Consider the following 24,701-nt stretch of genomic DNA (forward strand, 5'->3'; position numbering starts at 1 on the left):
GCTCTGCACCTCGTTGAAGCCAGCGTCTGCAGCACCACCCCGCTATACTTCCTCCAAGCTATGAACATCACCCGACGCCGCGGAGCCATCGCCACCTTCATCACCCTGGGCGTCCTCACCGTCGGCCTCGCCGTCACCCTCAACATCACTTGGATCATCCTGAACAAACGCACCCTCGCGATCGCGATCCTTGGTGTCATCCTCTTCGCCGCGCTCATCGCCCTCGTCGTACTCAACACTGTCTTCCTCATCCGCGAAATCCGCCGCAACGAGCGACAGGACTCCTTCCTCAACGCCGTAACACACGAACTCAAAACACCCATCGCGAGCATCCGCCTCTACCTCGAGACCCTCCAACGCCGCCCCATCGAAGAATCGCAGCGTCAGGAGTTTTACAAGATCATGCTCTCCGACTCCGATCGTCTCCTGGCCACCGTCGAGCAGGTCCTGAAGGCCGGCCAACTAGGCCAGCGCCACCGACAGCAGAACCGCGTCCTCATCAACATGCAGTCTCTCGTCTCCGACTGCATCGCCATCACCCTGCAACGCTACCACCTTGCCTCAGAAAGCATCGTCCTCGAGCCTGTTCCCGGCGCCGTCCGCCTCTACACCCAGGGCATCGCCGACGACCTCCGCACCGCGGTCATCAACGTCCTCGACAACGCCGTCAAGTACTCCCCCGACGGCGTCGAAATCCGCTGCTCTCTCGCGATCACCAACTACACATGGGTTGCCCTCAAGGTCACCGACACCGGAGTCGGCCTCCCTGCCAACCAATTCAAACGCATCTTCACCCGCTTCTACCGCGTTCCCGGTCGAGCCATGGCCAAGATCAAAGGCACGGGCCTCGGCCTCTTCCTCGTCCGAAACATAGCCCGCCAGCACGGCGGCGAAGTGATCGCAACTAGCCCCGGCCCAGGCCTGGGAACCACCATCACCATCACGTTGCCCCTGGCCGCACCCAATTCTTCCGTTAGCAGCATTTAACCCAGGCCAGCGACACGACTCCTTCAAAAGCTCGACGTACAATTCATAAAAGCTCGTAGTTATCCCAAAACTTTGTGAACATCCATGCTTTTGGTCTGGAAATACTTCGCCCTGGGATTCAGCGCGCTCCTCCCACTCATCAACCCTCTCGGTTCCGCGCTCATCTTCCTCGGTCTCGTCGGCGCTGCCCCCATTGACATCTATCGCAGGCTTGCGCGCCGTATCGCCATCAATACCATTATCTTTTTAGCCGTTATCGAACTCATCGGTTCGTATCTGCTCGGCTTCTTCGGCATTTCTCTTCCCATCGTTCAGTTCTCCGGAGGCATCGTCATAGCCATGATCGCCTGGGACCTCCTGAATCAAAAAGACAGCAGCGCCCCCAACCCGGAGAAGACCGAAGCCGCTCTTCCCGCCGTCACCCCAGATGAAATCTACAGCCTCCGGCAAAAAGCGTTCTACCCTTTCACTTTTCCGATCACGGCGGGCCCCGGCTGTATTGTCGTTATGCTCACCCTGAGCGTGCACAACCAACAAACAAGCATCGAGGACAAAGTGCTAGCCCACCTGGGCCTCTTTATCGCGGTAGTCTTCCTCGCCGCCCTCATCTACTTCTGCTACGCATACGCCCCCAAAATCGCCCGAACCATCTCGCCCCCAACAGCCCACGGCATCCTTCGCGTCGTCGCCTTCATTCTTCTCTGCATCGGAGTTCAGATTGCATGGAATGGGCTCCGCATTCTGATCGAACAGCTCCTCCACAAATCGTGACCAGAACAGTAACAAATAGAAACACGACAGCAACCCGGGAAGACTCATGACCGAACCCAACTCCCCACTTATCGTCCTCGTTGAAGACGAAGAACACCTCGCCCAGGGTCTCCTCTTCAACCTGCAGGCCGAAGGCTACCGTACCCATCACGAATCCGACGGCGACTCCGCCCTGGCCTACCTCCTCGCCCCGAAAGAAAACATCGCCGCTATCCTCCTCGACGGCATGCTCCCCGGCGCAGACGGCTTCACCATCGTCCGAGCGCTACGCGAAGCCCACCGCTACACCCCAATCCTCATGCTCACCGCCCGGTCGCGCCCCGAAGAGGTCCTAGAAGGCATCGAAGCCGGCGCCGACGACTACCTCGCCAAGCCCTTCGACCTGAATATCCTCCTCGTACGCCTCAAATCTCTCCTCCGCCGCACCGCGTGGCAGAACACCGCAACCCCGACTCCACCGCCCTCGACCACCGGTCAAACCGACGAATATTCCTTCAACCACCGCACCATTCGATTCGACGCCCTCGAGCTCATTGCCCCCAACCGCACCACCCATCTCACCCTCATGGAGGCCGACCTCCTCCGCTACCTCACCGAACGCGAAGGACACATCGTCTCCCGCAAGGACATTCTCGAAGATGTCTGGCGAGTCCACGAGGACACAGACACCCGCGCCATCGACAACTTCATCGTCCGTCTACGGCGCTACATTGAAGACGATCCCGCCGATCCCCAGCACCTCGTCACTGTCCGCGGCGTCGGCTATCGCTTCCTCGCGAACCCTTAGGGCATCCGGAAACATCTAAAGCAGTCAAAGTGCCCAGACAATCGCACTGAAAAAACCGACAGTCTGCCGCCAAATCCTCGCAAAACCAGTCAGGAAAAAAATGAGCACTCTTCAAACAGAGAATTCTGTCGCCGGTCTGCGACTAGCCACCATCGATGACACCGACCTGCTGGTCCCGTTCATCAACCGCGCCTTCGCCCCCGACAACTACTTCAAGCGCACCGAACGTACCAATCCCTCGCAGGTCGCAGAGTACCTCCACAAGGGCTTCTTCCTGCTTCTCGAAGACACGGTCGGGCTGCTCGGTCTGATCTACACCGAACTGCGCGAGCACAACCGCGGCTATATCGGAATGATCGCGATTGATCCGAACCGTCAGGGCGGCGGAATCGGAACGCGTCTACTGGAGATCGGCGAAGAGTTCTGCCGCGAACAAGGCTCCAGCGTCATCGAGATCTCCGTCGTTAATCTCAGGCCAGATCTTGTCGCGTGGTATCAGCGGAAGGGATATCGGGTCGTCGGCGAAGCGCCCTACGTCCGTCCAGACATCCTCATCGTTCCCTGCCACTTCATCCTCATGGAAAAAACGCTAGCTCCGACGCCCACCGTTGACACAGATAACCCGAACTAACGCCACCCGCACCGAAGGGAGCCTACCGCGCCTCCTTCCACCTCCGCGCCTCTGCTGGCGCAAGAATCCGATGCACCGTGCTCAGGAGCTCCGGAAGTCGAAACGGCTTAGCCAGAAAGCTCCATCCCTCCTGCTCCAGCCGCAGCTTCTGAGCGGCATCCACCATCCCACCAGAGATCATCAGCACCGGCAGCTCACTCCGAATCTCCTTCAACTCCCGCGCCAGCTCCATGCCTGACTTCCCCGGCATGTACAAATCGGTCACCAAAAGATCGATCTCCGGCACACTCCGAAAGATCTGCGCTGCCCGCTCCGCATCGCCAGAGCTGAAAACCCCATACCCTTCATGTTCTAGAAAGGTCCGCGTCAACGCACGCATATCCGGATCATCATCCACCAGCAAAATCCTGCTCGGCGAAAGCTCAGCGGCGCGACGTTCAGAGGTGAAAATATCTAACGACATCAGCGAATCATCGTAATCCTGAATCCTGCTTATAGCTGTTGTAACTTCGGACACGTCTCAAGACACTTCTCTCGCACCGGCCACTCCCAGTCGTGCGATTTCCTTTCGTTCGGTATGTGCTCCCTAAGATGGAGTGCATAACCGCCGCCTGAGTTGCCTCGCCCCAAGCTCCCGAGCTAACCCCTTCCCTCTCAACCAGCAAACCGGCGCGCCCGCGATACACTTGAACGAGTCAAACCAAGCAGCAAACAAATGCGCATCATCACCCGATACATCCTCCGCGAAGTCACCTCGCACGCCCTCCTCGGCGGAGCCCTCTTTACATTCATCATCTTCATGCGCGATCTCGGTCGTATCCTCGAGTTCGTCGTACGCGACTCCGCCACAGCGGGAGACGTCGCCCGCATCATCGCCTTCACTTTGCCGCCAGCTCTCACCGTCACCATTCCCATGGCTGTCCTGGTAGGCATCCTCCTCGGTCTTTCCCGCCTCGCCGCCGACAGCGAAATCACTGCCATGCGAGCCAGCGGTATGGGCGCCATCGACTTCGTCCGCATCGTCTCCATCGTCTCCGCCGTCGCCCTCGTTCTGGGCCTCTTCAACTCCCTCTACCTCGCCCCCCGCGCCGCCAGTGGCCTCATTGCCCTCGGCGAATCACTCAAATCCTCGCAGGCTTCCTTCGAGGTCCAGCCACGCGTCTTCTACGAAGAGTTCAAAGACCGCGTCCTCTACGTACAGGACGCTACCCCCGCCGCAGGCGCCGCCCTCTGGCACCATGTCTTCCTCGCCGACCTCACCGAACCAACCGATCCTCACATCACCACCGCCGACCAGGCAGTCGTCGTCAATGGCACCCCCAACACGCCAGACGCCCAGACCATCCGTCTCCACCTCCTCAACGGCGGCCAGCACGACACTTCCTCTACCGACCCGAACCAGTACAACATCTCCACCTTTACCAGCACCGACGTCCCCATCGAGACCGAAGCCCCCGAAGACGCCCACCTCGGCCGCATCAACACGCCGATCCAGGCACTCTCACTCGCCGAGCTCTGGCGCAACGCCAACGCCATCAAAGCCTCTAGCGGTCGCGAATCCTCCGTCTACCGCATCGAGTTCAACAAGCGCTTCTCTTATCCCTTCGCCTGCCTCGTCCTTATGCTCGTCGGCGTCCCTCTCGGCATCTCCTCCAAGCGCGGAGGAAAATCCACCGGCTTCGTCCTCACCATCCTTCTCGTCTTCATCTACTACTTCCTCTCGTCAGTCGGAGTAGCCTTCGCCCAATCCGGCAAGCTCTCTCCCTTCCTCGGCGTCTGGGGAGCAAACCTCCTCTTCGCCGCCGCGGGCGCCATCCTCCTCTATCAAATGTCTCGCGGAGGCATCGCTCTCAGCCTAGTCTCCACCATCGGCATCTGGCTCAGCAAACTCGTCACTCGCCTCACCAGCAACGGTCACGAGTCGGCCAACGTGAGATCCCGGCATGACATCGCCACACTCCTCCGCCGCTTCCGCAGCATCTCCCGCATACAGTTCCCTCTCCTGCTCGACGACTACGTCATGCGCGAGTACGCCACCAACTTCGCCATCGTCCTCAGCTCCTTCTCCACCCTCTTCCTCATCTTCACCTTCTTCGAACTCATCGGCCCCATCTTCAAAAACCGCACACCTCTCATCACCGTAGGCGAATACCTCGTCAGCCTCATCCCCTATATCCTCTACAACGTCACGCCCCTCTGCGCCCTGGTCGCGGTTCTCGTCACCTTCGGCTCCCTCAGCCGCACCTCAGAGCTCACCGCGATGAAATCCAGCGGCATCAGCCTCTACCGCATCATCACGCCAGTTCTAATAGTCACCATCCTCATCTCAGCCGGCCTCTTCATCTTCGACGAGCTCTACCTCCCCGCCGCCAACCGCCGCCAGGAGGCACTCCTCTCGATCATCAAAGACAAACCCACCCAAACGTTCTCCCGCCCCGACCGCCAATGGATCTCCGGCCAGACCAACAACGCCGGCGAGCCCTACCGCATCTTCTACTACCAATACTTCAACGCAGAAAAAGACACCTTCGCCAACCTCACCGTCTTCGAGTTCGACCCCGCGACCTTCACCCTTCAGCGCCGCATCTTCGCCGCATCCGCTCAGTGGGATCCCCACGTCAACAATTGGATCTTCGACAACGGCTGGCAGCGCACCTTCTCCGGCGAAACGATCTCCAGCTATCAGCCCTTCACCGTCTCCACCTTCCCCGAGATTCGCGAGCAGCCCAGCTACTTCAAAAAGGAGTACATCCCCTCCCAGGAGATGAGCTACACCGAACTCTCCCGTTACATCAGCGACCTCAAGCAATCCGGCTTTGACACCAAACGCCTCAGCGTACAGCTCAACAAAAAAATCGCCTATCCACTCATCACCCTCGTCATGGCTATCCTCGCCATCCCCTTCGCTCTATCGATGGGCAAGAAAGGTTCGCTCACCGGCATAGCCACCGCGATCGGCCTTGCGATCACCTATTGGGTAGTCGCCCTCATCTTCGAATCCCTCGGCAACGTCAACACCCTCCCTGCGCTCCTCGCCGCATGGACACCCGATCTCCTCTTCGGCATAACCGGCGCCTACCTACTCCTCCGCACTCCCACGTAAGTTCCACACCCTCTTCTCGCCGCCACTCCTCACACTGCTTCTCGCCAAAGCAAAAAGCTCGTCATATCGACCGAAGCTGTTCACAGTTTCATCATGACCAGCGCAGTGGAGAGGCCCCCGCGTCTCGCCTCTGCCCTTGCCGTTGTTCTTCTTGTTGTCATCCCCGAAGGGGATCTGCTGCTGTCCTTGTTTTGCCGTTGCCCCTGTTTTCATTCCACACAAAAAAGCTCGTCATCTCGACCAAATAGGAGTAGTAGCCTCTAGAGCTTCTTCGATAGAAGACGATCAGCAGCGGACCCACCCGTCCGCCGCGCCGTCTTTGCCGCATCAGCCCTCGATAGCCGCGGCCAGCTTGCCAAACAAGCTCTCCCAGCCCATTGCATGACCATCACGCGAGCTCTCCGTGGCGAACTGTTCATGCCGCAACCGAATCTCCGTTCCGCCCTCGACATCTCTCAGAAACACCGTCACCATCGTGGTCTCCGTCGGAGCCCAACTTCCGTTCCACGTAAACTGCAGCAGCTCGTTCGGAATAACCCGTAGATACTGCCCGCGAACCGCTACCTGGCGCGTTCTCTCTTCCTCCGTCATTCCCTCCTTGGCGCACATCATCCCCTGCGATAAAACTTCGTAAGTTCCCCCCTCACGCACATCGAGCGTAGCGCTCACAAAGTTCATATCTCCCGGCGCATGCCATTTCTGCAAGATCTCCGGCCGCGTCCAAGCCTCATAGACTCGCGCCCGACTAGCCCGAATCACTCGTGTCAGCTCAAGCTGCAATGCACTTCCATCATTCTTCTTCTGTTCCAGCTCCAGAGTTGCCATTCCGCACATCCTCTCCCGGCGTCTCCGCCGTCTCCAGGTAATTCTGAAGGGCATCCAACTGGCCCGTCCAGAAAGTTTCGTAGTAGGCAAGCCACTCCTGCGCCGCCCGCAAGTTATCCGCATTCAACTGCACCATCCGAAAGTTGCCCTTCTTCTCCCGTCGAATCAGATCCGCCCGTTCCAGCACCTGCAGATGCTTCGAAACGGCGGCCAGCGACATGTTGTACGGCTCTGCAATCTGCCCTACCGTCCTGGCCTCCCGGCTCACGTCCCGCAGAATCGCGCGACGAGTAGCGTCCGACAGAGCATGAAACACGGAATCCAAAGAAGCAACCGACAATTCAACCATGCGGTTGAATATAGTCCAAATTTAAAAACTATTCAACCAAATAATTAAATAGTTTTATGCCAAGACGAAATCCTCTCCTGTTCACCTCGGCCAGGCCCAAACGTCCTAAACTGGAAACACAATGATTGCAAAGCTCCCCTCGATCACCCTTCTGGCCGCTCTAACCACCGTCGCCACCGCCCAAACCACACCAAAAGCAACCACGACGACCCCGCACCACACCACTGCCATTGCAAAACCCGCAACCACACCCCCAAACATCCCCAAAGTAGTCGGCATTCCCAAGCCTCTCTTCACACTGAGGTATATCGACTCCAAAATCGGTACCGGAGCCCCGGCCGAAGAGCGCAAGTACTACACCGTCCACTACACCGGCTGGCTCACCAATGGCACCAAGTTTGACTCCTCCTTCGATCACCCCGGCGGCGAGCCCATCACCTTCCCCTATGGCGCACACCGCGTCATCATAGGCTGGGACACTGGGTTCCAGGGCATGCACGTCGGTGGAAAGCGCCGCCTCTTCGTCCCCTACCAGCTAGCCTACGGCGAGTCTGGCCGCCCCCCCGTCATTCCGGCCAAAGCCGATCTCATCTTCGACGTCGAACTAGTCTCCATGTCCGACACCCCGCCCCAGCCAAAGACACCTCCCGCGCCACCAACCGCGCCCGAATCGCCTCAAAAGACCGCTCCGACTACCCAGACGACTCCGACTACTCCAACAACTCAAACCGCACCAACGACTCAAACATCCCCAACCACGCCCACTGCTCCAAGTACTCCAACGACACCAACCACTCCAACCAACAACCCGCCGCACCCTGAGACCCTATAGCCTCATCAGATCCAAAGGACACTCAGAAATCAAGATGCTGGAACGACTTAAACCGCTAGCCCCCTACCTCAGGCGATACCGAAAGAATCTCGCCTGGGGTGGGGTCGCCGTCATTCTCTATAACACCATCAAGGTGCTGATCCCCATCGTCATCGGCCACGCCATCGACGACATGCACCACGGCATCACCGAAGCCAAGGTCGTCCACCACACCCTTCGCCTCCTCGTCATAGCCGTTTTGTCCGCGATCTTCCTGTACATCACCCGCCAGGTCATCATCGGAGCCTCCCGCGAGATCGAATTCGACCTCCGCAACGACCTCTTCAGCAACCTCGAGCGCCAGGCCCCCAGTTTCTACCACACCCACCGCACTGGCGACATCATGGCGCGCACCACCAACGACCTCAACGCCGTTCGCCAGCTCCTCGGCCCCGCAATCATGTACAGCGCCAACACGATTGTCTTCACCGCAGCCGCGCTGCCCTTCATGTACCGCATCAGCCCGAAGCTCACCTTCTTCGCCTTCGTGCCTCTCCCCATCGCATCCGTGCTCGTGCAATACTTCGGCAACCGCATCCATCGCCGATTCGAGCGCATTCAGGCCATGTTCTCCGACATCTCCGCCAAGGCCCAGGAAAACTTCTCCGGCGCCCGCCTCATCCGTGCCTTCGCCCAGGAAGAGGCCGAGATTGCCTCCTTCGAAATTGCCAACTTCGAGTACATCAAGCGCAGTCTGCATCTCGTTCGTCTCATGGCCATGCTCTGGCCCACACTCGAGTTCGTGCTCGGCCTCTCGCTGATGATCACGCTTCTGGTCGGTGGTCACGAAGTCGTCTCCCACCACATCTCCGTTGGCCAGTTCACTTCGTTCAACGTCTATATGGTGCAACTCACCTGGCCCATGATCGCCGTCGGCTGGGTCGTCAACCTCTTCCAGCGCGGCACCGCCTCAGTAGTCCGCATCGACGAACTCCTCAAACAACAACCCGCCATCACCGATCAGGACGTAACACCACAACAACGCGAACGTTTCGAAAACGCCGAGGTGATCGCCGGCGAAATCGAATTCCGCAACCTGACCTTCGCCTACCCGGACGCCCCACCAGTCTTGAAGGACATCAGCCTCCGCATCCCTGCCGGATCTTCCCTCGCCATCGTTGGCCCCACAGGCTCCGGCAAATCAACACTCGTCGGCCTCATCCCCCGCCTTCACGATGCAGCTCCCGGCATGGTTCTGGTTGACGGCGAACCCATCCGCTCCTACCCACTCGCCGACATCCGCAGTCAAATCGGCTTCGTTCCGCAAGAGACCTTCCTCTTCTCCGACACCATTCACCAGAACATCGCCTTCGGCAGACCCGACGCCTCGCAAGAGCAAGTCCAGGACGCAGCCAACATCGCGCACATCGGCACCGAAATCCTCGAGTTCCCCAGGGGCTTCGAAACCATGGTCGGCGAGCGAGGAATCACTCTCTCTGGCGGCCAGAAGCAGCGCACCGCCATCGCTCGCGCGGTCATCCGCGAACCGCGAATCCTGATCCTGGACGACGCGCTAGCCAGCGTGGACACCTACACCGAAGAGCGCATCCTGAACGGCCTTCGCCAAGGCATGGACACCCGAACCACCGTATTCATCTCTCACCGAATCTCTACCGCGCGCAACGCCGATCAGATCGCCGTTCTCGTCGCCGGCCGCATTGCCGAGCTTGGAACCCACGAGCAGCTCATCGCCCGCAACGGCTACTACACCAGCCTCTTCGAAAAGCAGCGCCTCGAAGAAGAACTCGCAGTGGCCACCTAAGCAGTCAGCGAATCAGCTAACTAGCATGTCAGCATGTTGGCAAACACGATTCGTCTGCTCGTCAGGCTTATCGCTGACCTGCTGACCTGCTGACCTGCTGACCTGCTGACCTGCTGACCTGCTGACCTGCTAACAAGACTAAGCCGACCAACTCGAAGCCGCCTCACCAACAGGCGCATACACCTCAGCCTGCGGCACAAACCTCTCCTCCCGTGTCCGCAGTTCTCTCGGCAGCACCCTCCCCGCTTCAGGATCGCGTGCCACCACAACCCACGCCTCCCGAACATTCCGAACAAATCCAATCACCTCTTCAAACTGCTCCTTAGACTCAAGGTGCGAAGCCTCCAGCGTCATCGTGAACATCGTCGCATAGAAGTCCGCCAGCGAAGCTGCGACCGGTCCACCAAGATCCGGGCGCAACCGCGCCTGAAGATAGGTCAAAATATCAATGACCTTCTTCACTGCAATCCGTCGTCCGCGAACATCTTCTTCTTCCACGCACTGCATCGCACGGTAGAGAAAGCGAATTGCCCCATCGTAGAGCGCGATAATAAGTTCTACTCCCGTCGCGCCCGCCAAGGCCTGCTGCTGATAGCTTGTCTCACTCATTGCTTGTCCCTATTCTTGTTGGTTTGGGTTAAAGCCCGTGATCGAATCGAAGATGGAGTTGACCTCGTCCAACTGGCTTGGAATAGACTGCAATATCTGGTTGGCCTGGTTCAGCTCCGTGGTCAACTGGGTCTTCTGCGTTGCCAGTAAGGCATTCTCGTTGGTAATGTCGGACTTTAGCGCTGACTCCTCGCTGCTGTTCTGCTGCTGTGCTAGAAAGATCGCTCCGTCCGGCGCCTGGGTTCCAAGGTTATTGAGCGTACTCGCAAAGTTCTGCCCAAAGCTTCCCGCATTCTGGAAGAAGCCGGTCACATCCGCAAAGTTGCTATTGAGCGCGTTGTCGAGCGTATCGCTATTCAAGGTAAGCGTTCCGCTGGTGCCGCTCTCCACCTCGATTCCAAGCTGATCCAGGCTGTTGATCGAGCCGCTGCCTTTCCCACTGAAGAGCGCTCCCGATAACGCGGTCTGGAGTTGAGAGAGCAGCGTAGTTCCTGAAAGCGGCGCAGGATTACCACTGGCATCATTCCCCGCCTGCGCGGTTAAATCATTCGCCACCTTGTTATAGGCCTGAACAAAGTTATTAACGGCCGTCTCTGCATCCGTATTGTCGTTGGTGATCTCTATCTGCACCGGCGCAGTGCCTGTGCTCTTGGCCAGCAGTTGCAGTGTGACGCCAGGAATCGCATCCGTCACCGTATTCGAACTAACGTCGAGCGTCGCCCCATCCACCGTGATACTGCCATCGGTTCCCGCCTGGGTAGTAAAACCAAGGCTATTCCCTGAATCGCTCAGAGAACTCGCCGACAGATCCAACTGTCCAGCCGCGCCACTGGTCGAACTGACCAGCGAGAGTCGCGAACCATTCGTGTCCGTCAGAACGGAGGCCGCAACACCTACGCCCGCCGAATTGATCGCAGCCGCCAACTGAGAGAGTGTGTCGCCATCTGCCGATATCGGCGGTTGGCTCTTGCCATCTACCGAAATCACCACGCTTCCCGAGAGCGTATCGTTGGCATTGGCAATCGTGCCCGACACCGAGGACGATGTCGTTGCAAGCTGACCCACGAGAATTGTATGACTGCCAGCCGTAGCGGTTGTGGCAGCACTGGTAAGCGCGACGGTATTGGTGTTGGAGCTCGATCCCTCCTTCTCCGAGAAGACGCCCTCAAAGTCGGTCAACGCCTGGATACTGCTTGTCAGCGTGGAAAGATCGGTTCCCAACGAAGTAAAAACGGTGTCCTGCGCTTGCAGTGTAGTCAACTGGCTGTTCCAGGGATTTTCAATCGCCGACGACGCTGCCTGAATCTGCGCCACTGTGGATGCGACGTCAAACCCCTGCCCACTCGTCGGCGATCCGAAACTCAATCCAACTGTGCCCATTTATCCTCCAGCAGTCATTTCCTCACGGCAGAATGCAATCAAGCAGCCAATCACGTCTGCTTCTTTCTTAGAAAAAACCAATGTTTCTTTAAACGATGAAACAATGGCAGCCAGGACATCGTCATCCTGACCGCCATCACCTCAACCTGAGTCTTACTGCAGCAGCTTCAGAATCTCCTGCTGTGTGCTGTTCGCCTGAGCAAGGGCGCTGATACCGGTCTGGTCCAACACCTGAAACTTCGCTAGGTCGCTTGTCGCCTGGCCAAAGTTCGTCGCCTGAATGGAGCTCTGTGCAGCCGACAGGTTGACGCTCTCCGTGCTGGCCACGTTCGAGGCAGCATTCAGTTGGTTGATGTTGGCACCAATCGCACCACGCTCTGCCGAAATACCGGAGATTGCGTTGGTGACATCGATCAGTGTCGTCCCAGCCAAGGCGGTGGTAGTAAGTGTGTCGGCGGCAGGAGCAAAGGTCACACCACCGATACTCGTGGTAGTAAGTGCAGTTGCAGCAGACGTGATCGTTGTGAGTCCAGCAGCCGTTCCATCGGTAAGAACGAACGACGTTCCCGCTGCCTGGTTGAAGACGCCCGTGCTGTTGAAGTTCGTCGTGCTGCCGATGCTGCCGATCTGGGTAATGATGCTCTGAAACTCAGTATCGGCGGCAGTCGCCTGAGCGGCCGTCAATCCACCGTTCGAAGCCTCCGTCGCCAGGGTGACCGCGCGGTCCAGCAGGCTGGTAACCTGCGACAGAGCGCCATCAGCGGTCTGCAGCAAGCCAACACCATTCTGTGCATTCTGCGCGGACTGAGTCAACGCCGCCTGATTGGCCGCGAGACCATCTACGATCGAAAGACCGGCGGCATCATCGGCGCCGCTGTTGATGCGCGAACCCGAAGACAGTTGTTCGAGAACAGTATTTAGGCTGTTCTGGGTCGAGTTGAGACTGTTTTCTGCGTTAATCGCTGCAACGTTTGTAAGAACACCTAAGGACATGTGGAAACGCTCCTATACTGCTCGGTTTGAGTTACCGCGACGCCAGCCCCGGGTGTCCGACCGGCGAACTCACCGCTGCAAAGAGCAGTTGTGAGATCCGGTTCACCGTGCGGTAGGCTCCGCGTTCTCCCACCTCATCGGCGTCCCCCGCGTTGACTTTACGCAAATCTCATTTCGCTCCATCGTCACAGTCACCTGCCTCCTTCTTCCTATTGGCCGCAACTTCCCTGCCGATGAAAGATCCGGGAGGAGTCCTCACACACATGATCCAACTGACACGCCTCAACGGTAGTCCTCTCGCCGTAAACTGCGACCTCATCAAATATGCAGAAGCCGCACCCGACACCGTCCTTACCTTAATTACCGGCGAAAAGCTCATCGTCCTCGAGCCGTGCAGCGAAGTCTCGCAACTCACTCTCGAGTTCCGAGCCGCAATTCTACGCAAGGCCTGGCCCGAGGCCGCACAGGCACTTATCGCAAAGTCCGTCCACGACGCCGACCAGATCGCTCGCAATCACGACCGTAAAGCTTCGCAGGAATAGCCACCCGAAACCTTCGGAAGAGGAGACCCATGGACTTCGCCAGCATCGGCGGCATCGCTCTCGCCCTCATCGGCATTCTCGCCGGCATGATGGTTGAAGGCGGCAGCATCGCCCAGATCACCCAGCCCACCGCGGCCATGATCGTCATCGGCGGCACCGTCGGCGCCGTCATGCTCCAATTCCCAATGAACATCTTCCTCGCCGCCCTCAAGGCCGCGCTGAAGGTGTTCCTCCACAAGGGCTCAAACGGCGAAGCGACCCTCGCCCAGATCGTCACCTTCGCCAACAAAGCCCGCCGAAGCGGCATCGTCTCCCTCGATGCAGATCTACCTTCCGTCTCTGATCCTTTCCTTCGTCAGGCTCTCATGCTCGCCGTCGACGGCACCGAACCCGCAGAGGTCCGCAAGATCATGCAACTCGAGCTCGACAACAAATCCGAGATAGAAGAAAAAATCCCCGCTGTCTTTGAAGCCGCCGGCGGCTACTCTCCTACGGTTGGCATCATCGGCGCGGTCCTCGGACTCATCCAAGTCATGAAGAACCTCTCCAACATCGACGAGGTAGGCCGTGGCATCGCCGTCGCCTTCGTCGCCACCATCTACGGCGTCGCCATGGCCAATCTGATCTGCCTCCCCGCCGCTGGCAAGCTCAAATTCCGTCACCGTGAAGAGCAGATGATCAAGGAGATGATGCTCGAAGGAGTCATCTCCATCCTCGAAGGCATGAATCCGCGAATGATCGAAACCAAGCTCCGCACCTATCTCTTCGAGTCGCACCCTCCGAAGTCTGGGAAAGCCACTGAGGCGAGAGCATGAGCAAGAAAAAACATCCCGAGCACGTCAATCACGAACGCTGGCTGGTCTCCTACGCAGACTTCATCACTCTGCTCTTCGCCTTCTTCGTCGTCTTGTTCGCGTCCAGCCAATCGGATAAGAAGAAGCAACTTAAGCTCTCTGAAGCCATGCAGACCGCATTCACTCCTCTCGGTACCTTCGACGCCCACTCGAAGACTCCGCCGCTCACCGATATTAATACCTCAGCTATCACCAACTCAATCCCCTCGCCGATCGTGCGCCCTCTGCCCTCCGCCAGCACGGAAAGCCTGGAGGAGACCGAAGCCCGCCTGCGCAAACTCATCGACGAGCAGGTCGCCGCCGGTGGCATCCCTCCCGGCGGCATCGCCATGCGCATCACTCCCGACGGTCTCGTCATCTCCCTTCACGAAGCCGGCTTCTTCCCCTCCGGCTCAGCCGAGGTTCGTCCAGCATCGATCCCCATGATCTCGATCCTCGCTACTACCTTGCCCGCAGGCCCTCTCCGCGTCGAAGGCCACACCGACAACGTACCCATCCACACCGCACAGTTCGCCAGCAACTGGGAGCTTTCCACCGCCCGATCCACCGCCATCGCGCGCCTGCTCCTGGAACACGGTCCAATGGACCCAGCCAATCTCGCCGCAGCAGGTTACGCGGAGTTTCATCCCGTCGCCAGCAACGCCACCGAGGACGGCCGCACCCAAAATCGCCGCGTCGACATTATCCTTTTGCGACACCCTGCAGGTTCTCAATAACCCGCTTCGAGTAGGCGACAAAAGATCGCCCTAAAAAAATATTTCAAGCGCGAAATCAAAACTGATCTCCTCTACCTTGGAGCTACAGCAAACGCTTCGATCTCAATGAGAAAATCCGGACGCACAAGCGCAGGAATAACGACCAGCATCGATGCCGGTCGATGATCACCCAGCCACTTGGCACGAATCGGCGGATACCGAGAGATGTCCTCGGGCCGAATCAGATACTGAGATATCTTAACCAAATGCTCAGGTCCCATAGCGGCACGTTCAAGCAACGCCAGGATATTTCTCCAGGCCTGCTCCGCCTGCCCCTCAAAGCTCTCTGGCAGATGTCCATCGCTCGTCAGACCAGGCGTGCCTGAAAGAAACAGAAGCCGGCTCGTAGAAGGAGCCTCCACGGCATCGCTATATTTCCCAATCTGGCTCGCTACTCCGATATCGTGAATGATGTTCTTCATTAGTTATCCTCGATGATCTCGCCTTCCGTAAAGAGGCGTGCGAGTGAAGTAAGCCCCGCGTTCGTGAACCTACACCTGACCTGACACTCAAGCAAGTCGAACGGCCGCGCTCGCACGATTTCCGCCGACGAGAGCGACGGATGACAGGCAATGATTGCGTCCGAAAACCGCGAGTTTATCGGCCGCTCGCCATGAGAAACTTCATTCACGGAATCGCACGATAACGAGACAGGATGAGTGCTATTCGTCCATCGGATTACTTCGCCTGACAACCAGGTCGGCGCACCAGGACCTAACCAAAATTCTTCAAATCGAGGACAACATGCCTGAGCCTCTTAATCTCCTGACAGATCGATTCGACACACCGATCGGCGAGATGATCATCGTAGCCGATCATGACGGAAACCTACGCGCCGTTGAATGGACAGATCATGAAGAGCGCCTGCAAAAGTCCCTACGGCTTCACTACGGCCGCAACGGATTCGAGCTTGAACCATCCAACAATCCATCTGGCTTATCCGATGTGATGAAGCGTTATTTTGAAGGAGAGCTTTCTGCGATAAACGAGCTCCCCGTACGAACTGCTGGCACGCCCTTCCAGCGTGAGGTATGGCGCGCGCTACGAGAGATCCCGCACGGCACAACCGTCTCTTACGGAAAGCTGGCCATACAAATCGGCAGACCCAACGCCGTCAGAGCAGTCGGTCTCGCCAACGGCTCCAATCCGATTGGAGTCGTCGTGCCGTGTCACCGCGTCATCGGATCCAACGGCTCCCTCACAGGTTACGGCGGAGGCATCGAGCGCAAACGCTGGCTTCTGGAGCATGAAAACAAACACCGAGCCGCACACCTTCCACTGAAACTCACTTGAGAATACAATCGCAACAGCAAAATAATTCTCGGGGCAGACGTATCCTCTGCCCTCGCTTCTTCGTCAAACCTCACAAAGAATGCAAAAAACTCTGCACCTCTTCGCGACGCTGCTCTGCCTCCTGACCCTTCTCGTCAGCGCAGCGACCTGCGTAACAGTCGCACTACCAAAGCGATCCTCATGCGATCAGTGTCCGAAGCAGTCACCCCTCGATCAGCCCGCCTGCTGTAGCGCGCAACAACAACAGCCGCCGGCAATCGTCTCCACACCGGTCGAGCCGCAGCTCCAACTCCAGGCAGTCACCGTCTTCGCATCTTCCAACGAAATCTCTTCCCCGCTGACAGCGTCGGTCATCCGCTGGACCGCTCCGCCATCACTCCGTTCAAGTACTCCCCTTCGTATCTGATTCCCTCTTGATCTCAAGCCGCGTCACAGCGTTCCTCCACGCTGTGCTCTGACAACGCACGCATCAAGACAAGGAATCTCCATGCGCTCCATCCTGCAAGCGGCCCTGCTTCCCATGTTTCTGTTAACGCCATCTCTCACCCTGTCACAGACAGATCACCCCCCCATGCCCCATATGCCCGGCATGCAATCGAACTCCATGCAGATGGACATGAACATGATGAAGCCGCCATCGAACCTCATCGACACCATCCTCAACCACACCACCTCCGGAACCAGCGCCGAACCCGCATCCACACCCGTCTCCATGCTCATGCGCGACTATCACGGCTGGATGCTTATGCTCCACGGCACCGCCTCCATCTCCGACACGCAACAGCACGCCACATCCGATCCCCTCAGCCCCTCCCCCGACACCTGCACGCAGTTCAATCTCTCCTGCACCGGCCAAGTCGTCCGCGGCGGCGACAAGCTCTTCTCCACCAACTGGATCATGCCCATGGCCATGCGCCAACTCGGCGACCACGGCCAATACGGCCAGCTCACCCTCCGCACCATGCTCTCCCTCGAGCCAGCTACCATCTCCGACCGCCAATATCCTGAGCTCTTCCAGCAAGGCGAAACCGCCTTCGGCAAACCCATCATCGACGGCCAGCACCCGCACGACTTCTTCATGGAACTCGCCGCCCTCTACGACCTCCGCCTCGGCAAACAAACCCTCCTCAGCCTCTACGCCGCGCCCGTAGGCGACCCCGCCATCGGCCCCACCGCTTACCCGCACCGCCTCTCCGCATCCGAGGACCCCATCGCCGCCCTCGGCCACCATCAGGAAGACTCCACCCACATCGCCTTCAACGTCTTCACCGGCGGCATCACCTGGCGCTGGCTCCGCTTCGAAGAGTCCGGCTTCCACGGCGCCGAACCCACCGAGCAGCGCTGGGGCTTCCAACCCTCCCCCAACGGCCACGCGGTCGACAGCTACTCCTCCCGCATCACCTTCGCACCAACAAAAAACATCACCACCCAATACTCCATCGCCCACATCGTCAGCCCCGAGGCCCTCTATCCCAACGAGGATCAACAACGCCAAACCGCCTCCATCATGTACAACCGCCCCTTCGGCATACACCACAACACCACCAGCATGCCCGGCATGGACATGGGCACCACAGTAACCAATAACTGGTCCACCACCCTCCTATGGGGCCGCACGAAATCCCTCACCGACACCAGCAAAGAAAACAGCTACCTTCTCGAATCCCTCCTGAACTTCCGCACCCGCAACTACGTCTGGACACGCATCGAAAACGCCGGCCGCTCCAACGAACTCCTCATCCCACCCGGCTCCCCTCTCCCACCCAACTTCACCGAATCCCCCCTCGGCCACGTAGCCGCCTACTCCTTCGGCTACGACCGCGACTACCGCGTCGCCCCACATCTCCTTGCCGCTCCCGGCGCCCAATTCACCACCTACACCACACCCGCGCCCCTCATCTCCATCTACGGCGCCCACCCCTTCGGAGTAGTAGCCTTCGTCCGCTTCAGAATCACCGGCAATTAGAGGACGCATTAGAACCATGCACACAGCAAACAAAAATCTAATCGCCATCAGCGGAGCACCCGGTGCAGGCAAAACAACCTTACTCGACGTCCTCCAATCACGCGGCTACGCCTGTGTTCCCGAAGTAGCGCGCCACATCATCCAGCAACAGATGCAATCCGGCGGCAACGCTCTCCCCTGGCAAGACACCACCACCTACATCAACCTCATGCTCCGGGACTCCATCGCATCTTTCCTCCGACACCAGCACGCCCAGTATCCAACCTTCTTCGATCGCGGTCTCCCCGACACACTCGGCTACGCGCATATCATTCAACTCCAAGATCAGCACGCCATCGAAGAAGCCTGCGCCCTCCACCGTTACTCGAAAGTCTTTCTCGCCCCGCCATGGCGCGCCATCTACACAACCGACACCGAACGCAAACAAACCTTCGATGAAGCGCTCTTCAGTTTCGATCAGGCAACGAACGCCTACATCCGTTGCGGCTACGATCCAATCCTCTTGCCGCCAACTACCCCAAACGAGAGAGCCGACTTCGTCCAGTCGCACCTCGATCTGCGCTAAGGTAGCCAGATGAATCTCTTCGTCGCCACCACCAACCCAGGCAAGCTCCGAGACTTCGCCGCCACAGCCTCTTCCGAAATCACACTCACACCGTTGCCGGGCCTCAAACAAATCCCCGCCCCCGCTGAAGACGAGCCCACCTTCGAAGGCAACGCCCGCCTCAAAGCCATCTACTACTCCCACCACGCCCCCAACGAAATCGTCATCGCCGACGACTCCGGCCTCGAAGTCGACGCCCTCCACTGCGCCCCCGGCGTCCGCTCCGCTCGCTACGCAGACGACCACCACTTCACCGATCCACCGAACGCAACCACAGACGAGCGCAACAACCTCCTCCTCATCACCAACCTCACCGGCATCCCACTCACACAGCGCAGTGCCCGCTACCACTGCGTCCTCGCCGCCGCCCGCAACGGCAAAATCCTCGCCATCGGTCATGGAGCAGTCGAAGGCGAAATCCTCTCCGCCCCCCGCGACACCGATGGCTTCGGCTACGACCCCCTCTTCTACCTCCCCGCCCAAAACAAAACCATGGCCGAACTCGACATCGCCACCAAGCTCACCTTCAGCCATCGCGGCCGCGCCTTCGCCGCTCTCATCTCCGAGCTGAACTCCGGCCTCCATTCCCACCCCCCGCGATAGACTCAAGCCATGCTCCCAACACTCGCCATCGACCACCTCGTCTTCCGCGTCCGCGACATCCCCGCATCCAAAACCTTCTACCGCGCCCTCTTCGGCGAACCCGTCTTCGAAAACGAAGACCTGTTCCTCTACAAAATCGGAACCACCGCCAGGCTCTTCTTCACCAAAGCAACCACTCCAGCATCCACGCCCTACGACAAAGAACATGTCGGCCTCAACCACCTCGCCTTCGGTGTCGAATCGCTCCAGCACCTCGAGCAGATCCATAGCCACCTTCAATCTGCAGGCATTCCCAACAGCGGCATCGGCATCGACCCCCACGGCAAACAGAACTACATCTGGCTCAACGACCCCAACGGTCTCCGCATCGAGTTCTACTGCACCCCTGCCTCCGAATAAGCGGTAATCGATCACCTGAATAAAAATCGCACAAACATTACGATAACCGCACAAATCCCGGCACTTTCCTTGACGCTGCCAATCCCACGGCGGAATAATCGCGATGCTGCACTTTTTCCATCTCTTAAGTGAGTGCATCCATCATGATTTCAAGGAGTCCCCATGGCCACCGCCGCCCCGCCAGCACCTCCTGCCACTAAGCCCCTCAAAGGTGTGCAGCCACTCCGCGCAGGCGAAGGCAACTCCTACCTCTGGCACAAACTCCACTCCCTCACTGGCATCATCCCCATCGGCGCGTTCCTCGTCGAGCACATCATCTCCAACTTCGAGACCCTCAACGGCCCCCTCGCATACGCCCAGCAGGTCAAGTTCCTCAACTCCCTCCCGCTCGTCCGCGTCCTCGAGTGGGCCTTCATCTTCATCCCCCTCGCCTTCCACGCCATCTACGGACTCTTCATCGCCTTCCGCGGCCGCGTCAGCGTCAACGTCTACCCCTGGGCCAGCAACTGGATGTACGTCTCCCAACGCATCACCGGCGTCATCGCCTTCCTCTACATCGTCCAGCACGTCTGGCGGCAGCGCTTCAGCGGCATCTCCCTCCCGGAGAATCCAGGAGCCGCCTTCCATAAAGTACAGGTTGAACTTTCAAACCCCTGGATGCTCGCCATCTACGTCATCGCGATGATCGCCACCACCTGGCACTTCGCTTACGGCATCTGGCTCTTCGCCGCCAAGTGGGGCATCACCCCCGGCGAAAAGGCCCGCAAGAAATTCGGCTACGTCTGCACCGCCTTCGGCCTAGCCCTCTGCGTCATGGGCCTCGCCAGCATCTACGCGGTCGTCTGGGAGTACCCCAACGCCCCCGTCAACGTAATGCCCGCCCAACCCACCGGCATCGCCCTACCCGCACCAACCGTCCCACCACCAAACTCAACAAACCCAGACCAACCGGGCGAGGTACGGTGACTTATGGATGTCCTCATAGCGGTGTTGGCTGTGGGCGGCTTGGGCTTACTTTTTGTCGGAGTGATCTATAGCAATGTCGTTGTTTATCTGATGGCGAAGTATTGGAATCGCGGGCACTCGGGAGAACAGCGCATCCCGGCATGGGCAGCATGGGGCAAAGGTGCTTATACGTATCAGCCCATCAGCAAATACCGCAAAGAAACAGGGGACGGACCGCTATATAAGCAACTTCGGATCGGTTACTGGCTTTGCGGGATCGGAGGGGTTTCGGCGGCAGTCGGAATGTGCTTGGGTCACTTTTTAGTCGGACACAGTTAAGTAAAGCGAGAGGGTAATACATGGCAGCAACACCCCGAATCATCGTAGTAGGCGGCGGCCTAGCCGGACTAGCCGCCGTCATCAAGATCGCCGAAGCCGGCGGCAATATGAGCAGCTCAAGTGACAGACGTAAATGAGTTTTTTACTGCTAGTGTTCAGCGTTCTTTGGGTAACCGTAGCCTGGTTCATATTGACAAACGATCTGAAAAGAATGGATGCAATGCCTTCGTACCGTATCCGACCATCGGTTCGGCAACGAATACAGATTTTGAAGACGCACCGAGCATTACTTCCATCGAGTTATCTCACCGAGGTCTACGTGGTTGGATTGATATTGTTGATTGCTTCCACATTTTTTTGGCTTCAGCAACTGAATAAATAGCGATCTTTCATCAAGGGAAGAACTCATGGCAGCAACACCCCGAATCATCGTAGTAGGCGGCGGCCTAGCCGGACTAGCCGCCGTCATCAAGATCGCCGAAGCTGGCGGCAAGGTCGACCTCTTCTCCATCGTCCCCGTCAAGCGCTCTCACTCCGTCTGCGCTCAGGGAGGCATCAACGCCGCCAAGAACCTCAAAGGCGAAGGCGACGACGTCTTCAAGCACTTCGACGACACCATCTACGGCGGCGACTTCCTCGCCAACCAGACCCCCGTCAAAAACATGACCGCCCAGGGTCCCGCCATCATCGACCTCCTCGACCGCATGGGCGTCCCCTTCAACCGCACCCCCGAAGGCCTCTTGGACTTCCGCCGCTTCGGCGGAACGCTGTATCACCGAACAGCATTTGCGGGCGCAACAACCGGCCAGCAGCTCCTCTACGCCCTCGACGAGCAGGTCCGCCGCTTCGAAGCCGAAGGCAAAGTCACCAAGTACGAAGGCTGGGAGTTCCTCTCCGCCGTCCTCGACTCCAAGGGCGCCTGCCGCGGCATCACCGCCATGGATCTCCGCACCATGGACACCCGCACCTTCCCCGCCGACGCCATCATCGTCTGCACCGGAGGCAACGGAGCAATCTTCGGAAAGTCCACCAATTCAGTAGTTTGCACCGGATCAGCTCAATCAGCACTTTATCAACAGGGAGCCTTCTACGCCAACGGCGAATTCATCCAGGTCCACCCCACCGCCATCCCCGGAGAAGATAAGCTCCGCCTCATGTCCGAGTCCGCCCGAGGTGAAGGCGGCCGCGTCTGGGTCCCCCGCGACAAGAACGACAAGCGCGTAGCAAAATCCATCCCCGAATCCGACCGCTGGTACTTCCTCGAAGAGTGGTATCCCAAGTACGGCAACCTCGTCCCCCGCGACGTCGCCACCCGCGCCATCTTCAAAGTCGTCTACGAGCACGGTATGGGCATCGACGGCCAGCCCATGGTCTACCTCGACCTCACCCACATCGACAAGGAAACCCTCAACCGCAAGCTCGAAGGCATCCTCGAGATCTACGAAAAGTTCGTCGGCGACGACCCCCGCGAAGTCCCCATGAAGATCTTCCCCGGCATGCACTACACCATGGGCGGCCTCTGGGTCGATGCAAACCAGCAGACCAACATCCCCGGTGTATACGCCGCTGGAGAGGCTGACTACTCCATCCACGGAGCTAACCGCCTCGGCGCCAACTCCCTCCTCTCCTGCATCTACGGAGGTTTCGTAGCCGGTCCCCAAGCCCTCGCCTACGCCCGCGCTCTTGCACCACAGGAAGGCGACGGTGGCCACGCCGCCGAGCTTGCCCGCCAGAAGGAGTTCAACAATCTCCTCCTCAACAACCCCGGCACCGAAAACCCCTTCAAGCTCTGGCGCGAACTCGGCGAAACCATGACCAAGCACGCCACCATCATCCGCTACAACGCTGGCCTCGACGAAGCCGACGCCAAGCTCGTCGAGCTCCTCGACCGCTACCGCAACGTCAACCTCTCCGACAAGAGCCAGTGGGCCAACACCAGCTTCGCCTTCACCCGCCAGCTCTGGAACATGCTCCAACTAGGCCGCGTCATCGTCCAGGGCGCCCGTCTCCGCGACGAGTCCCGCGGAGCCCACTACAAACCCGACTTCCCCGACCGCAACGACGAAAAGTTCCTCAAAACCACCAAAGCCAGCTACAAAAACGACGCCCCCGCCTTCGAACTGGAAGAAGTAGACATCAGCCACATCAAACCCCGCCCCCGCCGCTACGACGCCACCGCCTAGCCTTTTCTTTTCTTGTTGTCATTCCCGAAGGAATCTGCTTCTCGCTTTTGTTTATGACGAGTTACCCAAAAACCCGCGAACCCCATCTAATCGAGCATGGAACGCATAGATCTCGTCTACATCGCGCTGTCCGTCATATTCGCCTTGGTCATGGCGTATATGTATCTCTACACCACGCACCTTCACCCCAACGAGCGGACCATGGCCCTCAAGGGTCGACCTCCAATCAGCAAAGAAGAGGGCATAGCAGTCGCAACACTGGAAAAAGAACGTCTGCACAAAACCGGCAGCTTCTAGCTCCATCCTTAGCGACTGCGATCCTCAGCAACAAACGCCTCCAGCTCACCCCCACGCCGAAGGCACAGGATATCTGCAGGCCCTAAGGAGCAGTCGCAATGGCACAGAGCACCATCAAAGTCGAGATCAAGCGCCAGCCCACCCCGGACGCCCCCTCCATCACCGAAAAGTTCGAAGTCCCCTACCGTCCGGGTATGAACATCACCTCGCTCCTCGGCGAGATCGCGCTCAACCCCGTCGATGTCTCCGGCCGCGCCACCACGCCCGTCACCTACGACTCCAACTGCCTCGAGGAGATCTGCGGCTCCTGCGCCATGCTCATCAACGGCAAAGCCCGCATGGCCTGCTCTGCCCTCGTAGACAAGCTCGAGCAGCCCATCACCCTAGCTCCCCTCAGCAAGTTCCCCGTAGTCCGCGACCTCGCCGTAGACCGCTCCGTCCTCTTTGAAAACCTCAAGAAGGTCAAAGCCTGGGTCCCCATCGACGGCACCTACGATCTAGGCACCGGCCCCAAACAGGCCCCCCAAATACAGGAGCAACGCTACCCCCTCTCCAACTGCATCTCCTGCACCATCTGCATGGAGGTCTGCCCCCAGTTCAACGACGTCACCAACTTCGTCGGCGCCGCCACCATCGCCCAGGCCAAGCTCTTCAACATGGACCCCTCCGGCTCTGTCCTCAAAGAAGAACGCCTCCGCGCTTTAGCCGGAGACGGCGGCATCCAGGAGTGCGGCTTCGCCCAAAACTGCGTCCAGGCCTGCCCCAAACAGCTCCCCCTCACCGAAGCCATCTCCGATATGGGCCGCGACGTCTTCATCCAACAAGTCAAAGACCTCTTCGCTAGATAGGACGG

At 58.7% G+C, this 24,701-nt stretch carries 30 protein-coding genes; 20 read left to right on the forward strand and 10 right to left on the reverse strand.

Annotated elements, in window-relative coordinates; all coding sequences use genetic code 11:
- The first annotated feature begins 60 nt into the window (after positions 1 to 60).
- From RBB77_RS16835 to RBB77_RS16850, 4 genes are all read left to right on the forward strand, one after another.
- Positions 61 to 987 (forward strand): sensor histidine kinase, encoded by a 927-nt coding sequence (locus tag RBB77_RS16835; protein ID WP_353062897.1) that lies wholly within the window; start codon positions 61 to 63, stop codon positions 985 to 987.
- 84 nt (positions 988 to 1,071) lie between these two features.
- Positions 1,072 to 1,758 carry a MarC family protein gene (locus RBB77_RS16840; protein WP_353062898.1) on the forward strand — a complete coding sequence of 229 codons (687 nt, stop codon included), beginning with the start codon at positions 1,072 to 1,074 and terminating at the stop codon, positions 1,756 to 1,758.
- Between the two features lie 46 nt (positions 1,759 to 1,804).
- On the forward strand, positions 1,805 to 2,545 hold the full coding sequence (locus RBB77_RS16845; protein WP_353062899.1) for a response regulator transcription factor: 741 nt from the start codon (positions 1,805 to 1,807) through the stop codon (positions 2,543 to 2,545).
- 100 nt (positions 2,546 to 2,645) lie between these two features.
- On the forward strand, positions 2,646 to 3,176 hold the full coding sequence (locus RBB77_RS16850; RefSeq protein WP_353062900.1) for a GNAT family N-acetyltransferase: 531 nt from the start codon (positions 2,646 to 2,648) through the stop codon (positions 3,174 to 3,176).
- A gap of 22 nt (positions 3,177 to 3,198) precedes the next feature.
- Here RBB77_RS16850 and RBB77_RS16855 read toward each other — a convergent pair whose 3' ends face one another.
- On the reverse strand, positions 3,199 to 3,693 hold the full coding sequence (locus RBB77_RS16855; protein ID WP_353062901.1) for a response regulator: 495 nt from the start codon (positions 3,691 to 3,693) through the stop codon (positions 3,199 to 3,201).
- A gap of 198 nt (positions 3,694 to 3,891) precedes the next feature.
- Between RBB77_RS16855 and lptF the strand changes: the two genes are divergently transcribed.
- Positions 3,892 to 6,279, forward strand: coding sequence for an LPS export ABC transporter permease LptF (gene lptF / locus RBB77_RS16860; protein ID WP_353062902.1), 2,388 nt, complete (start codon positions 3,892 to 3,894; stop codon positions 6,277 to 6,279).
- Here lptF and RBB77_RS16865 read toward each other — a convergent pair.
- The 3 genes from RBB77_RS16865 to RBB77_RS16875 form a co-directional block, all read right to left on the reverse strand.
- Positions 6,256 to 6,492: a hypothetical protein gene (locus tag RBB77_RS16865; protein ID WP_353062903.1), complete on the reverse strand. Its 237-nt coding sequence runs from the start codon at positions 6,490 to 6,492 to the stop codon at positions 6,256 to 6,258. The genes lptF and RBB77_RS16865 overlap by 24 nt on opposite strands.
- Before the next feature lie 114 nt (positions 6,493 to 6,606).
- The gene (locus tag RBB77_RS16870; protein WP_353062904.1) at positions 6,607 to 7,104 is read right to left on the reverse strand and encodes an SRPBCC family protein; all 498 of its coding nucleotides are present in this window, start codon (positions 7,102 to 7,104) and stop codon (positions 6,607 to 6,609) included.
- Positions 7,070 to 7,453, reverse strand: coding sequence for an ArsR/SmtB family transcription factor (locus tag RBB77_RS16875; protein WP_353062905.1), 384 nt, complete (start codon positions 7,451 to 7,453; stop codon positions 7,070 to 7,072). The genes RBB77_RS16870 and RBB77_RS16875 overlap by 35 nt, the downstream gene beginning before the upstream one ends.
- A 121-nt stretch (positions 7,454 to 7,574) precedes the next feature.
- Between RBB77_RS16875 and RBB77_RS16880 the strand changes: the two genes are divergently transcribed.
- Positions 7,575 to 8,285, forward strand: coding sequence for an FKBP-type peptidyl-prolyl cis-trans isomerase (locus RBB77_RS16880; protein WP_353062906.1), 711 nt, complete (start codon positions 7,575 to 7,577; stop codon positions 8,283 to 8,285).
- 34 nt (positions 8,286 to 8,319) lie between these two features.
- A complete protein-coding gene (locus RBB77_RS16885; protein ID WP_353062907.1) occupies positions 8,320 to 10,086 on the forward strand; it encodes an ABC transporter ATP-binding protein in 1,767 nt (588 codons plus the stop codon).
- 138 nt (positions 10,087 to 10,224) lie between these two features.
- Here the strand turns inward: RBB77_RS16885 and fliS are convergent, their stop codons facing one another.
- The 4 genes from fliS to RBB77_RS16905 all read right to left on the reverse strand — a co-directional run bounded on the left by fliS (position 10,225) and on the right by RBB77_RS16905 (position 13,234).
- Positions 10,225 to 10,695: a flagellar export chaperone FliS gene (gene fliS, locus RBB77_RS16890; RefSeq protein ID WP_353062908.1), complete on the reverse strand. Its 471-nt coding sequence runs from the start codon at positions 10,693 to 10,695 to the stop codon at positions 10,225 to 10,227.
- Between the two features lie 9 nt (positions 10,696 to 10,704).
- Positions 10,705 to 12,075: a flagellar filament capping protein FliD gene (fliD, locus tag RBB77_RS16895; RefSeq protein ID WP_353062909.1), complete on the reverse strand. Its 1,371-nt coding sequence runs from the start codon at positions 12,073 to 12,075 to the stop codon at positions 10,705 to 10,707.
- 153 nt (positions 12,076 to 12,228) lie between these two features.
- Positions 12,229 to 13,068, reverse strand: a complete 840-nt coding sequence (locus tag RBB77_RS16900; protein WP_353062910.1) for a flagellin — start codon at positions 13,066 to 13,068, stop codon at positions 12,229 to 12,231.
- Positions 13,069 to 13,099: 31 nt separating this feature from the next.
- Positions 13,100 to 13,234 carry a hypothetical protein gene (locus RBB77_RS16905; protein ID WP_353062911.1) on the reverse strand — a complete coding sequence of 45 codons (135 nt, stop codon included), beginning with the start codon at positions 13,232 to 13,234 and terminating at the stop codon, positions 13,100 to 13,102.
- A 97-nt stretch (positions 13,235 to 13,331) separates the two neighbouring features.
- Here RBB77_RS16905 and RBB77_RS16910 point away from each other — a divergent pair, with 97 nt between their 5' ends.
- Genes RBB77_RS16910 through RBB77_RS16920 form a run of 3 tightly spaced genes read left to right on the forward strand, consistent with a single transcriptional unit; the run spans position 13,332 to position 15,180 of the window.
- Positions 13,332 to 13,610 carry a flagellar FlbD family protein gene (locus tag RBB77_RS16910; RefSeq protein ID WP_353062912.1) on the forward strand — a complete coding sequence of 93 codons (279 nt, stop codon included), beginning with the start codon at positions 13,332 to 13,334 and terminating at the stop codon, positions 13,608 to 13,610.
- A 29-nt stretch (positions 13,611 to 13,639) separates the two neighbouring features.
- Positions 13,640 to 14,425, forward strand: a complete 786-nt coding sequence (locus RBB77_RS16915; protein ID WP_353062913.1) for a flagellar motor protein — start codon at positions 13,640 to 13,642, stop codon at positions 14,423 to 14,425.
- A complete protein-coding gene (locus RBB77_RS16920; protein ID WP_353062914.1) occupies positions 14,422 to 15,180 on the forward strand; it encodes a flagellar motor protein MotB in 759 nt (252 codons plus the stop codon). Before RBB77_RS16915 ends, RBB77_RS16920 begins: the two co-directional genes overlap by 4 nt.
- A gap of 71 nt (positions 15,181 to 15,251) precedes the next feature.
- Here the strand turns inward: RBB77_RS16920 and RBB77_RS16925 are convergent, their stop codons facing one another.
- Positions 15,252 to 15,641, reverse strand: a complete 390-nt coding sequence (locus RBB77_RS16925) for a RidA family protein (RefSeq protein WP_353062915.1) — start codon at positions 15,639 to 15,641, stop codon at positions 15,252 to 15,254.
- Positions 15,642 to 15,963: 322 nt separating this feature from the next.
- Between RBB77_RS16925 and ogt the strand changes: the two genes are divergently transcribed.
- A complete protein-coding gene (gene ogt / locus RBB77_RS16930; protein WP_353062916.1) occupies positions 15,964 to 16,512 on the forward strand; it encodes a methylated-DNA--[protein]-cysteine S-methyltransferase in 549 nt (182 codons plus the stop codon).
- Positions 16,513 to 16,725: 213 nt separating this feature from the next.
- Here the strand turns inward: ogt and RBB77_RS16935 are convergent, their stop codons facing one another.
- The gene (locus tag RBB77_RS16935) at positions 16,726 to 16,866 is read right to left on the reverse strand and encodes a hypothetical protein (protein WP_353062917.1); all 141 of its coding nucleotides are present in this window, start codon (positions 16,864 to 16,866) and stop codon (positions 16,726 to 16,728) included.
- A 133-nt stretch (positions 16,867 to 16,999) separates the two neighbouring features.
- Here RBB77_RS16935 and RBB77_RS16940 point away from each other — a divergent pair, with 133 nt between their 5' ends.
- The 9 genes from RBB77_RS16940 to sdhB all read left to right on the forward strand — a co-directional run bounded on the left by RBB77_RS16940 (position 17,000) and on the right by sdhB (position 24,696).
- On the forward strand, positions 17,000 to 18,478 hold the full coding sequence (locus RBB77_RS16940; protein WP_353062918.1) for a hypothetical protein: 1,479 nt from the start codon (positions 17,000 to 17,002) through the stop codon (positions 18,476 to 18,478).
- 16 nt (positions 18,479 to 18,494) lie between these two features.
- Positions 18,495 to 19,043 (forward strand): AAA family ATPase, encoded by a 549-nt coding sequence (locus RBB77_RS16945; protein ID WP_353062919.1) that lies wholly within the window; start codon positions 18,495 to 18,497, stop codon positions 19,041 to 19,043.
- 9 nt (positions 19,044 to 19,052) lie between these two features.
- Entirely contained in the window at positions 19,053 to 19,685 is a 633-nt protein-coding gene (locus RBB77_RS16950) for a non-canonical purine NTP pyrophosphatase (protein ID WP_353062920.1), read from the forward strand.
- A 9-nt stretch (positions 19,686 to 19,694) separates the two neighbouring features.
- Complete coding sequence (locus tag RBB77_RS16955) at positions 19,695 to 20,084, forward strand: VOC family protein (protein WP_353062921.1); 390 nt, start codon at positions 19,695 to 19,697, stop codon at positions 20,082 to 20,084.
- 162 nt (positions 20,085 to 20,246) lie between these two features.
- Positions 20,247 to 21,050, forward strand: coding sequence for a succinate dehydrogenase (locus RBB77_RS16960; RefSeq protein WP_353062922.1), 804 nt, complete (start codon positions 20,247 to 20,249; stop codon positions 21,048 to 21,050).
- Positions 21,051 to 21,053: 3 nt separating this feature from the next.
- Entirely contained in the window at positions 21,054 to 21,368 is a 315-nt protein-coding gene (locus RBB77_RS16965; protein WP_353062923.1) for a hypothetical protein, read from the forward strand.
- Positions 21,369 to 21,775: 407 nt separating this feature from the next.
- Positions 21,776 to 23,551, forward strand: coding sequence for a succinate dehydrogenase flavoprotein subunit (sdhA, locus tag RBB77_RS16970; protein ID WP_353062924.1), 1,776 nt, complete (start codon positions 21,776 to 21,778; stop codon positions 23,549 to 23,551).
- A gap of 96 nt (positions 23,552 to 23,647) precedes the next feature.
- Entirely contained in the window at positions 23,648 to 23,848 is a 201-nt protein-coding gene (locus tag RBB77_RS16975) for a hypothetical protein (protein ID WP_183975252.1), read from the forward strand.
- Positions 23,849 to 23,946: 98 nt separating this feature from the next.
- Entirely contained in the window at positions 23,947 to 24,696 is a 750-nt protein-coding gene (gene sdhB, locus RBB77_RS16980) for a succinate dehydrogenase iron-sulfur subunit (RefSeq protein ID WP_353062925.1), read from the forward strand.
- Positions 24,697 to 24,701 lie beyond the last annotated feature (5 nt).

The sequence above is a fragment of the Tunturibacter psychrotolerans genome (assembly GCF_040359615.1).
In the GTDB taxonomy this organism is placed as follows: Bacteria; Acidobacteriota; Terriglobia; order Terriglobales; family Acidobacteriaceae; genus Edaphobacter; species Edaphobacter psychrotolerans.

Excerpts from the sequence above, each read along its gene's own strand:
- RBB77_RS16835 (WP_353062897.1), top strand. The coding sequence starts at position 61 with ATGAACATCACCCGACGCCGCGGAGCCATCGCCACCTTCATCACCCTG.
- RBB77_RS16840 (WP_353062898.1), top strand. The coding sequence starts at position 1,072 with ATGCTTTTGGTCTGGAAATACTTCGCCCTGGGATTCAGCGCGCTCCTC.
- RBB77_RS16845 (WP_353062899.1), top strand. The coding sequence starts at position 1,805 with ATGACCGAACCCAACTCCCCACTTATCGTCCTCGTTGAAGACGAAGAA.
- RBB77_RS16850 (WP_353062900.1), top strand. The coding sequence starts at position 2,646 with ATGAGCACTCTTCAAACAGAGAATTCTGTCGCCGGTCTGCGACTAGCC.
- lptF (WP_353062902.1), top strand. The coding sequence starts at position 3,892 with ATGCGCATCATCACCCGATACATCCTCCGCGAAGTCACCTCGCACGCC.
- RBB77_RS16865 (WP_353062903.1), bottom strand. The coding sequence starts at position 6,492 with ATGAAAACAGGGGCAACGGCAAAACAAGGACAGCAGCAGATCCCCTTC.
- RBB77_RS16870 (WP_353062904.1), bottom strand. The coding sequence starts at position 7,104 with ATGGCAACTCTGGAGCTGGAACAGAAGAAGAATGATGGAAGTGCATTG.
- RBB77_RS16875 (WP_353062905.1), bottom strand. The coding sequence starts at position 7,453 with ATGGTTGAATTGTCGGTTGCTTCTTTGGATTCCGTGTTTCATGCTCTG.
- RBB77_RS16880 (WP_353062906.1), top strand. The coding sequence starts at position 7,575 with ATGATTGCAAAGCTCCCCTCGATCACCCTTCTGGCCGCTCTAACCACC.
- RBB77_RS16885 (WP_353062907.1), top strand. The coding sequence starts at position 8,320 with ATGCTGGAACGACTTAAACCGCTAGCCCCCTACCTCAGGCGATACCGA.
- fliS (WP_353062908.1), bottom strand. The coding sequence starts at position 10,695 with ATGAGTGAGACAAGCTATCAGCAGCAGGCCTTGGCGGGCGCGACGGGA.
- fliD (WP_353062909.1), bottom strand. The coding sequence starts at position 12,075 with ATGGGCACAGTTGGATTGAGTTTCGGATCGCCGACGAGTGGGCAGGGG.
- RBB77_RS16900 (WP_353062910.1), bottom strand. The coding sequence starts at position 13,068 with ATGTCCTTAGGTGTTCTTACAAACGTTGCAGCGATTAACGCAGAAAAC.
- RBB77_RS16910 (WP_353062912.1), top strand. The coding sequence starts at position 13,332 with ATGATCCAACTGACACGCCTCAACGGTAGTCCTCTCGCCGTAAACTGC.
- RBB77_RS16915 (WP_353062913.1), top strand. The coding sequence starts at position 13,640 with ATGGACTTCGCCAGCATCGGCGGCATCGCTCTCGCCCTCATCGGCATT.
- RBB77_RS16920 (WP_353062914.1), top strand. The coding sequence starts at position 14,422 with ATGAGCAAGAAAAAACATCCCGAGCACGTCAATCACGAACGCTGGCTG.
- RBB77_RS16925 (WP_353062915.1), bottom strand. The coding sequence starts at position 15,641 with ATGAAGAACATCATTCACGATATCGGAGTAGCGAGCCAGATTGGGAAA.
- ogt (WP_353062916.1), top strand. The coding sequence starts at position 15,964 with ATGCCTGAGCCTCTTAATCTCCTGACAGATCGATTCGACACACCGATC.
- RBB77_RS16935 (WP_353062917.1), bottom strand. The coding sequence starts at position 16,866 with ATGACCGACGCTGTCAGCGGGGAAGAGATTTCGTTGGAAGATGCGAAG.
- RBB77_RS16940 (WP_353062918.1), top strand. The coding sequence starts at position 17,000 with ATGCGCTCCATCCTGCAAGCGGCCCTGCTTCCCATGTTTCTGTTAACG.
- RBB77_RS16945 (WP_353062919.1), top strand. The coding sequence starts at position 18,495 with ATGCACACAGCAAACAAAAATCTAATCGCCATCAGCGGAGCACCCGGT.
- RBB77_RS16950 (WP_353062920.1), top strand. The coding sequence starts at position 19,053 with ATGAATCTCTTCGTCGCCACCACCAACCCAGGCAAGCTCCGAGACTTC.
- RBB77_RS16955 (WP_353062921.1), top strand. The coding sequence starts at position 19,695 with ATGCTCCCAACACTCGCCATCGACCACCTCGTCTTCCGCGTCCGCGAC.
- RBB77_RS16960 (WP_353062922.1), top strand. The coding sequence starts at position 20,247 with ATGGCCACCGCCGCCCCGCCAGCACCTCCTGCCACTAAGCCCCTCAAA.
- RBB77_RS16965 (WP_353062923.1), top strand. The coding sequence starts at position 21,054 with ATGGATGTCCTCATAGCGGTGTTGGCTGTGGGCGGCTTGGGCTTACTT.
- sdhA (WP_353062924.1), top strand. The coding sequence starts at position 21,776 with ATGGCAGCAACACCCCGAATCATCGTAGTAGGCGGCGGCCTAGCCGGA.
- RBB77_RS16975 (WP_183975252.1), top strand. The coding sequence starts at position 23,648 with ATGGAACGCATAGATCTCGTCTACATCGCGCTGTCCGTCATATTCGCC.
- sdhB (WP_353062925.1), top strand. The coding sequence starts at position 23,947 with ATGGCACAGAGCACCATCAAAGTCGAGATCAAGCGCCAGCCCACCCCG.